This is a genomic window from Acidovorax sp. KNOB132, from assembly GCF_057541515.1.
Genome location: NZ_BAAJYT010000179.1, coordinates 1 through 7,719 on the forward strand (window position 1 = coordinate 1; position 7,719 = coordinate 7,719).

The window sequence follows — 7,719 nt, forward strand, 5'->3', positions numbered from 1 at the left end:
CCGCGCCAGCGACGCCGCCCGCGCGGGCGGGCACGTGCCCTCGCCGCTGGCGGCCTGCCCGTTTCCATCAAAGACCTGTTCGACGTGCAGGGCCAGGTGACCCGAGCCGGATCGGCCGTGATGGCCGGGGCACCCGCCCAGGCCGACGCCGTCGCGGTGGCCCGCCTGCGCGCCGCGGGCGCAGTGCTGCTCGGTCGCACCAACCTGAGCGAGTTCGCCTTCTCGGGCCTGGGGCTCAATCCCCACTACGGCACGCCGGCCAACCCGCACGATCCGAGCCGCATCACCGGGGGCTCCACCTCCGGCGGCGCCGCCACCGTGGCGCTCGACCTGGCCACCGTGGCACTGGGCACCGACACGGGCGGCTCGATCCGCATTCCGTCCGCGTTCTGCGGGCTCACGGGCTTCAAGCCCACCGCCCGCCGGGTGCCGCTGGCCGGGGCATACCCGCTGTCGCGCAGCCTGGACTCGGCCGGCCCGCTGGCCCGCAGCGTGGACTGCTGCGCCCTCGTCGATGCCATCCTGAGCGGCGAGGCGCTCGACACCCGCGCCGCGCCGCTGGCCGGGCTGCGCCTGGGGGTGACGGACGACTTCGTCATGGACGGCGTCGAGCCCGAGGTGGCGGCCGCCTTCGACGGCGCGCTCCAGCGCCTGTCCGCCGCCGGCGCACGCATCGTGCGCTTCAGCTTCACCGAACTGCACCAGCTGCCCTCGCTCAACGCCGCGGGCGGGCTGATCGCCGCCGAGGCCTGGCAGGTGCACCGCGCGCGGCTGGAAGACCCGGCTCAAGAGGCGCAGTACGACCACCGCGTCGCCCAGCGCACCCGCCGCGGCGCCGCGATTTCCGCGGCCGACTACATCGACCTGCAGGACGCGCGGATGCGCCTGCAAGCCACCGCCCGGGAGCGCCTGCGCGACCTCGACGCCTGGCTGATGCCCACCGTGGCCGTGCGCGCGCCGCGCCTGGCGGACCTCACCGGCGACGATGCCCGGTTCTTCGCCACCAACGGGCTGGTGCTGCGCAACACGACGGTGCTCAATTTCCTGGATGGCTGCGCGCTCTCCCTTCCCTGCCAGGCGCCCGGCGAACTGCCCGTGGGCCTGTCCGTGGGCGGCGTGCACGGCGCCGATGCGCGCGTGCTGCAGGTGGGCCGCGCCATCGAAGCCTGCCTGCGCGCGGGCTGAAACCCTTGCGGCCAGGGCCCTGCGTGCGATGAACACCCGCTTCGTCGAAGCCTTTCTCTGGATCGCGCGGCTCGGGAGCTTCCGCGCCGCGGCCGAGCGGCTGCACGTGACGCAGGCGGCCATCTCCAACCGCATCGCCTCGCTGGAGGAAGAGATCGGCGCCCGCGTGTTCGAGCGCGACCCGCGCGACCTGCGGCTCACGCCCGTGGGCCTGCGGCTGCTGGACTATGGCGAGCGCATGCTGGAACTGCAGCGCGAGATGATCGCGCTCGGGCACCCGCAGCAGGAGCTTCTGGGCCTGGTGCGCATCGGCGCGATCGAGAGCGTGGTGCACACCTGGCTGGTGGACTTCCTGGGCACGCTGCAGCGCCTGCACCCGGGCATCGAAGTGCAGCTGACCTCGGAAACCACCCTCGCCCTGCACGAGCGCCTGCAGATCGGGGCGATCGACATCGCGCTGCAGACCGACCCCATGGCCAGCGCCGAGATCGTCAACATGGCCTGCCCGCCGATGGCCATGGGCTGGGTGGGCGCCGGCGCCTCCGCGCCCCAGCCCGACGAAGGCCGCATCGCCCACCTGCTGCTGCAGCCGGTGCTGACCATGAGCCCGGGATCGCAGCCCCACCAGGCGCTCAAGCAGCTGTATCGGCAGGCCAGCATGCCCGTGGGCAAGGTGCATTGCGTGAGTTCGATGGCGGCGATCGTGCGGCTGGTGCAGTCGGGGTTCGGCAACGCGCTGATCCCGCTGCCACCCGTGCGCGAGGAGATCGAGCGCGGCGACCTGCGCGTGATCGCGTGCGATACGCCCCTGCCGCCCCAGCGCATCGTGGTGAGCCATCTGGACGCCAGCGGCTCGGCCGCCATCCGCCGCGCGGCCGAGCTGGCGTGCAGCGAATCCGAGCGCTTCGCCGCTTCGCTGTCCGCACCATTCCGGACGCCGGGCACAGAGGGTGAACCCTGATTTGGTGCAGAAAAAGCATCCGACCCGACAAGTAATTCTGATGGCCGCAGGGCAAAAAAACCCGTTTGTGGCAGGCCGATGCGCGGCCGATGATTCCCGGGTCTTTTTGCAAGGAATCGCAAGTGCCCATGGCTTCCCAGAACCTTCCCTCCGCCGCCCCCGGCACCGTGCACGGCATGCTCTTCGTGGCCGCCGATGTCGATGCCGACGACGAGGCGGACTTCAACCAGTGGTATGACCGCGAGCATGTCGAAGAGCGCGTGCGCATCGACGGTTTTCTCTCCGGTGCCCGCTACGTTTCACGGCAGGGTGGCCGCAAGTACCTGGGCCTGTACCGCACGCAGGCGCTCGCGGCCTTCACGTCCGATGCGTACCGCGCCGCGTTCGGCCGGCAGACGCCCTGGTCGGTCACCAACCTGGGCCGCATGCGGGACCCGATGCGCCGCGTGTGCGCGGTGGAGGCCGTCACCGGGTTCGGCTCCGGCAGCCACCTGAGCGTGCTGGCCCTGCCGCCGGCCGATGACCGCGCCGCACTGGTGGCGCGCGCCGTGCAGGCCGGCACCCAGCTCGCGCAGGTGCCCGGCTTCGTGCAGTCGTACCTGCTGGTGCCGGACCCGGTGCTGAGCACACCCCTGCCCACGGAGCGCACCGAGGGCCGCGTGCTGCAGCCGCTCATGGTGGTGGAAACCGGCCATGCCGACGCGCACCGCGAGGCCCTGGCGCGCGCTGGTGCGCTGCTGCAGGCCGATGCCGCGGCGGCGGCCCAGTACACGCTGGGCTGGAAGCTCACGCGGGCCGACCTGGCCTGATCCCCTCTGCCATTCCCGGCCCCTGCGCCCCCGATTTTTCCTTCATCGCCTTTCACCGGAGATCCTCCCATGCGTGCAGTTCCCCAGGGCGTCGCCCACGCTCCCCCCGCCGCCCCCAAGATGGGCCGACTTGCCATGGCCAGCTCGGTTGGCACCACGCTCGAGTGGTACGACTTCACGGTCTACAACATCATGGCGGCGCTGGTCTTCAACGCCATCTTCTTTCCGTCCTTCGACCCGCTCACCGGCACCATCCTCGCGTTCTCCACCTATGCCGTGGGCTACATCTCCCGGCCGCTGGGCGGCATGGTGTTCGGCCACCTGGGCGACCGGCTGGGCCGGCGCTTCGTGCTGGTGGCCACGCTGGTGATCATGGGCGTCTCGACCGGGCTGATGGGGCTGCTGCCCACGTATGGCACCTGGGGCATCTGGGCGCCCATCGCCTTGGTGGCGCTGCGCTTCGTGCAGGGCGTGGCGCTCGGCGGCGAATGGGCCGGCGCGGTGCTGCTGTCGATGGAGCACGGCAAGCCCACCGAGCGCGGGCGCAACGCCTCGTTCACGCAGGTCGGCCCGTCGTGCGGCACGCTGATCGGCACCGGCTTCATCGCCCTGGTCTCGGCCTGGCTGAGCCCCGAAGACTTCCAGGCCTGGGGCTGGCGCATTCCCTTCGTCTCCAGCGTGGCGCTGGTGCTGTTCGGCCTGTGGCTGCGCCGCGGCGTCGACGAGACGCCGGTGTTCCGCGAAATGGAGGCCCACCAGGCCACGGCCAAGACGCCCATCAAGGAGGTGTTCTCGCAGCACTGGCGGCGCCTGCTGGTGGCCGGCGGCTCGCGCATCGGCTCGGACGTGCTGTACGCGCTGGTCGTGGTGTTCACCCTGACCTACGTGACCACGGTGCTGCACCTGTCGCGCCCGCTGGCGCTCACCGCCACCATGATCGGCGCGGCGTGCAACGCCCTCGCCGTGCCGTGGTTCGGCGCGCTGTCGGACCGCATCGGCCGTCGCCCGGTGTACATCGCCGGCGCGCTGCTGGGCATTGCCTGGGCCTTCGTGTTCTTCGTGCTGATGGACCGGGCGCAGCCGCTCGCCATCTGCGCGGCGGTGGTCGGCGGCCTGCTGATCCACGCCATGATGTACGGCCCACAGGCCGCCTTCGTGACCGAGCAGTTTCCCAACCGGGTGCGCTATGCCGGCGCCTCGCTGGCCTACACGCTGGCGGGCATCCTGGGGGGCGGCTTCGCGCCGCTCATCATCGCCTCGCTGTTCAAGTCGTACGGCTCCACCGTGGCGGTGTCGCTCTACGTGACGGCCGCGCTGGGCCTCACGCTGGTGGCCCTGCTGGTCGCCCGCGAGACCGCGCACGAGCCGCTGCAGGCCTGAGCCGCCCGGCCCCTCCCGAAGCCGGCCGCCTGGCCGGCTTTTTCATGTGCGCTCGTTCAGCGGAATGCGCTGCGCCCGCGCGATGGACATCAGCACGCCCAGCGCCAGCCCCAGCGTGACCATGGCCGTGCCGCCGTAGCTCACGAAGGGCAGCGGCACGCCCACCACGGGCAGGATGCCGCTCACCATGCCCATGTTCACGAAAGCGTAGGTGAAGAAGATCATCGACACCGCCCCTGCCATCAGGCGCGAGAACAGTGTGGTGGCCCCGACCGCGATGGCCAGGCCCCGCCACACCAGCATCAGGAAGCACACGATCAGGAACAGGTTGCCGGCCAGCCCGAACTCCTCGGAGAACGCGGCGAAGATGAAGTCGGTCGTGCGCTCGGGAATGAACTCCAGGTGCGTCTGCGTCCCGGCCATGAAACCCTTGCCCCAGAAGCCCCCCGAGCCGATGGCGATCATGCCCTGGATGATGTGAAAGCCCTTGCCCAGCGGATCGCGCGTGGGGTCCAGCAGGGTGCAGATGCGCTGCTGCTGGTAGTCGTGCAGCACGGGCCAGCGCACCCCGTCGGCGCACAGCTGGGGCTCGAACCACACGATGAGGGCGATGCCGATGCCCCCGATCAGCACGGGCGGCAGCACCAGCTTCCAGGGCAGGCCGGCGAAGAAGATCACCGACAGCCCGGCCGCCAGCACCAGCAGCGAGGTGCCCAGGTCGGGCTGCTTCATGATGAGCCCCACCGGCACCGCCAGCAGCGCGCCGGCCACCACGAAGTCCAGCGGCCGCAACTGGCCCTCGCGCCGCTGGAACCACCAGGCCAGCATGAGCGGCATGGCGATCTTGAGCAGTTCGCTGGGCTGGATGACCAGCCCCAGGTTGATCCAGCGCTGCGCGCCCTTCTTGGTGATGCCGAACAGCGCCACCGCCACCAGCAGCGCCACCCCCACCGTGTACAGCGGCACGGCCATCGCCATCAGCCGCTGGGGCGGCACCTGCGCCACCACGAACAGGATGCCGGCGGCCAGCAGCATGTTGCGGCCATGGTCGTAAAAGCGCGTGCCGTGGTCGTAGCCCGAGGAATACATGGCCACCAGCCCGGTCGATGCCAGCATCAACAGCACCAGGATGAGCAGCCAGTCGAAGCCACGGAACAAGGGCAGGACGCGCTGCAGCAGGGAGGGTTTGTCGAAGACGGCGGACATGGGGCGCGATTATCCGGCCGGCCGAAGGCGCCGCCGTCCCGGCACAATCGAAGGCCCCCGGCACTGCCGCACCATTGCCTGCATCGCTCCACGCCGCCGCGCGCCCCACCATGCCCACCACCCACCTGCTCTACCTGCACGGCTTTCGCTCCTCGCCCCAGTCGGCCAAGGCCCGGCAGATGGCGGCGCACGTGGCCGCCCACCATCCGGGCGTGCATTTCTGGTGCCCGCAGTTGCCGCCCTCGCCCCGGGCGGCCATGGGCCTCGTGGCGCAGGGCATCGCGGACTGGCCGCAGGGGACGATGGCGGTGGTGGGCTCCTCCCTCGGCGGGTTCTACGCGAGCTGGGTGGCGCAGCAGGCCCGCTGCCCGAGCGTGCTGCTGAACCCCGCCGTGGACCCGGCGCGCGACCTGGAACGCTACATCGGTGAGCAGACCGCATGGCACGACCCGGCCGAGCGCTTTTTCTTCCGCCCCGAATACATCGCCGAGCTGCGCGCGCTGGACGTGCGGGGCCGCCCCCCGGCCGGCCCGGAACTGGCCATCATCGCCAAGGGCGACGAGTTGCTGGACTGGCGCGAAATGGCGGGCCGCTATGCCGCCGCGCAGGTGGTCCTGCTGGAGGGCGGCGACCATGCCTTGAGCGACTTTCCCGCGCACATCGGCACGGTGGCGCGGTTCTGCGGCCTGGCCTGAGGGGCAGTCAGGGCATCAAGGCAGCGGGGCGGAGGCCGCGGCGGCCGGGTGGCTGGCCGCCCAGCGCGCGTACTCCTGCGGATAGCGATGCGGTAGCGCACCGTGTGGAAATCCACCTCGTCCGTGCGCCCGAGCAATGCCGCGCTGGCCAGCACCGCCTCGATGACACGGGGCTCGGGCGAGTAGTGCAGCAGCCGCGTGGCCCGGGTGTGGACGTCGGCCGCGTTCTGCGCGGTCACGGGTGTCGTCGTCACGGTGGCGAAATCGGCCGTGCCGCGGAAGAAGGCGATACCGCCCAGCACCTTGCGGGCGGTGTCTTCGCGGTAGGCCGGGTCGCGGTCGGGCACGGCGCGGTAGAGCTGGCTGACCCGTTCGTAGTCGCGCACCAGCAGCCCCCCGAAGGCCAACGCAGCACCCCCGGCCAGCGCGGCGGCGGCGATCCAGGCCGGCCCGGGCCGCCAGGGCCGCGCCGGGCGCACGAGCAGCAGCAACGCGAACCCCGTGGCCAGCTGGAACGGGCCGTACCACAGCGGAAATTCCAGCAGGCTGTGCACGCCCACGATGGCCAGCACGCCCCAGGCCAGCTGCCGCACCGGATCGGTCTCGCGCCAGGGGGCCAGGCGCCACACGCCCCACAGCGCCAGCAGGCACAGCCCGCCCGCCACGGGCAAGCCCAGCTCGACGGCCAGGTGCAGCGGCAGGTTGTGGGCGTTGTCCAGCAGCACGCAAAAGCGCTCGCCCGGGAACAGCGTGCTGTAGTGGGCATAGGCCATCTCGCCCCAGCCCCAGCCGGTCCAGGGCTTTTGCGCGATCAGGTGGAGCATGTTGGACCACAGCACGGTGCGGCTGACGCAGCCTTGGCCCTCGTCCGCGAGCCGCTGGAACAGCCCGTCCATCGACACGCCCGCCCAGCGCTCCAGCATCCAGGGCAGCGCCCAGGCCGCCAGCGCGTACAGCAGCCCCCCCGTGGCGGCGAAGGCCAGGGGCAGGCCGCCCAGGGAGCGGCGCCAGAGCACCAGCAGCCCGAGCATCACGCCCCATTCGAGGATGCCGGTGCGCGAGGCGGTGGCCGCATCCGCCGTGCTGATGAGCATCAGCGCCCAGGCCGCCAGCACGCCCGCGGCCACAGGCCGCCACGGCTGGCGGTGGTCGGGCAGCGCGGCCTGCAGGCGGCCCACCATCCAGGCCAGGGCCCAGGCGCCCATGCCCAGCAGCGAGGCCTGCTGGTTGCGCTGGCGCAGATTGCCCAGCGCCAGCCCCGGCGTGGAGGGGTAGATCCACGGCGCCGCGCCCACGTCGCCCCAGAAAAACTGCACCAGCCCGACCCCCGAGGCCAGCACCGCGGCCAGCACCAGCCCGCCCCACCACCGCACCCGCGTCAAAATCTGCGGCCTCACTCGAGAGGACGATGTGGATGCGGCCGTGGCGGCCGGCGCCGATGCCGTGGGGTTCGTGCTCTACGCCGCCAGCCCGCGCGGCATCA

The 7,719-nt window shown here is 71.6% G+C and carries 6 protein-coding genes and 2 pseudogenes; 6 read left to right on the forward strand and 2 right to left on the reverse strand.

Annotation, left to right across the window (positions count from 1 at the left end; genetic code table 11):
* From AC27IO_RS17930 to AC27IO_RS17945, 4 genes and pseudogenes are all read left to right on the forward strand, one after another.
* A pseudogene (locus tag AC27IO_RS17930) lies at positions 1–1,185 on the forward strand (amidase); the annotation flags it as partial.
* Positions 1,186–1,213: 28 nt separating this feature from the next.
* Positions 1,214–2,146, forward strand: a complete 933-nt coding sequence (locus AC27IO_RS17935; RefSeq protein WP_284405289.1) for a LysR family transcriptional regulator — start codon at positions 1,214–1,216, stop codon at positions 2,144–2,146.
* 128 nt (positions 2,147–2,274) lie between these two features.
* The gene (locus tag AC27IO_RS17940; RefSeq protein WP_498739989.1) at positions 2,275–2,955 is read left to right on the forward strand and encodes a hypothetical protein; all 681 of its coding nucleotides are present in this window, start codon (positions 2,275–2,277) and stop codon (positions 2,953–2,955) included.
* 69 nt (positions 2,956–3,024) lie between these two features.
* Entirely contained in the window at positions 3,025–4,335 is a 1,311-nt protein-coding gene (locus AC27IO_RS17945; protein ID WP_284393073.1) for an MFS transporter, read from the forward strand.
* Positions 4,336–4,377: 42 nt separating this feature from the next.
* Here the strand turns inward: AC27IO_RS17945 and rodA are convergent, their stop codons facing one another.
* Positions 4,378–5,541, reverse strand: a complete 1,164-nt coding sequence (gene rodA / locus AC27IO_RS17950) for a rod shape-determining protein RodA (protein WP_272567244.1) — start codon at positions 5,539–5,541, stop codon at positions 4,378–4,380.
* A 110-nt stretch (positions 5,542–5,651) separates the two neighbouring features.
* On the opposite strand from rodA, the gene AC27IO_RS17955 reads away from it, so the two are divergent.
* Entirely contained in the window at positions 5,652–6,236 is a 585-nt protein-coding gene (locus tag AC27IO_RS17955; protein ID WP_498739990.1) for a YqiA/YcfP family alpha/beta fold hydrolase, read from the forward strand.
* On the opposite strand, the gene AC27IO_RS17960 is transcribed toward AC27IO_RS17955, so the two are convergent.
* Complete coding sequence (locus AC27IO_RS17960) at positions 6,134–7,609, reverse strand: PglL family O-oligosaccharyltransferase (RefSeq protein WP_498739992.1); 1,476 nt, start codon at positions 7,607–7,609, stop codon at positions 6,134–6,136. The two genes, AC27IO_RS17955 and AC27IO_RS17960, sit on opposite strands and share 103 nt — an antisense overlap.
* On the opposite strand from AC27IO_RS17960, the pseudogene AC27IO_RS17965 reads away from it, so the two are divergent.
* A pseudogene (locus tag AC27IO_RS17965) lies at positions 7,512–7,719 on the forward strand (phosphoribosylanthranilate isomerase); the annotation flags it as partial. The gene AC27IO_RS17960 and the pseudogene AC27IO_RS17965 overlap by 98 nt on opposite strands.

Coding starts and splice junctions, on each gene's coding strand:
- AC27IO_RS17945 (WP_284393073.1), top strand. CDS start 3,025: ATGCGTGCAGTTCCCCAGGGCGTCGCCCACGCTCCCCCCGCCGCCCCC.
- AC27IO_RS17955 (WP_498739990.1), top strand. CDS start 5,652: ATGCCCACCACCCACCTGCTCTACCTGCACGGCTTTCGCTCCTCGCCC.
- AC27IO_RS17935 (WP_284405289.1), top strand. CDS start 1,214: ATGAACACCCGCTTCGTCGAAGCCTTTCTCTGGATCGCGCGGCTCGGG.
- rodA (WP_272567244.1), bottom strand. CDS start 5,541: ATGTCCGCCGTCTTCGACAAACCCTCCCTGCTGCAGCGCGTCCTGCCC.
- AC27IO_RS17940 (WP_498739989.1), top strand. CDS start 2,275: ATGGCTTCCCAGAACCTTCCCTCCGCCGCCCCCGGCACCGTGCACGGC.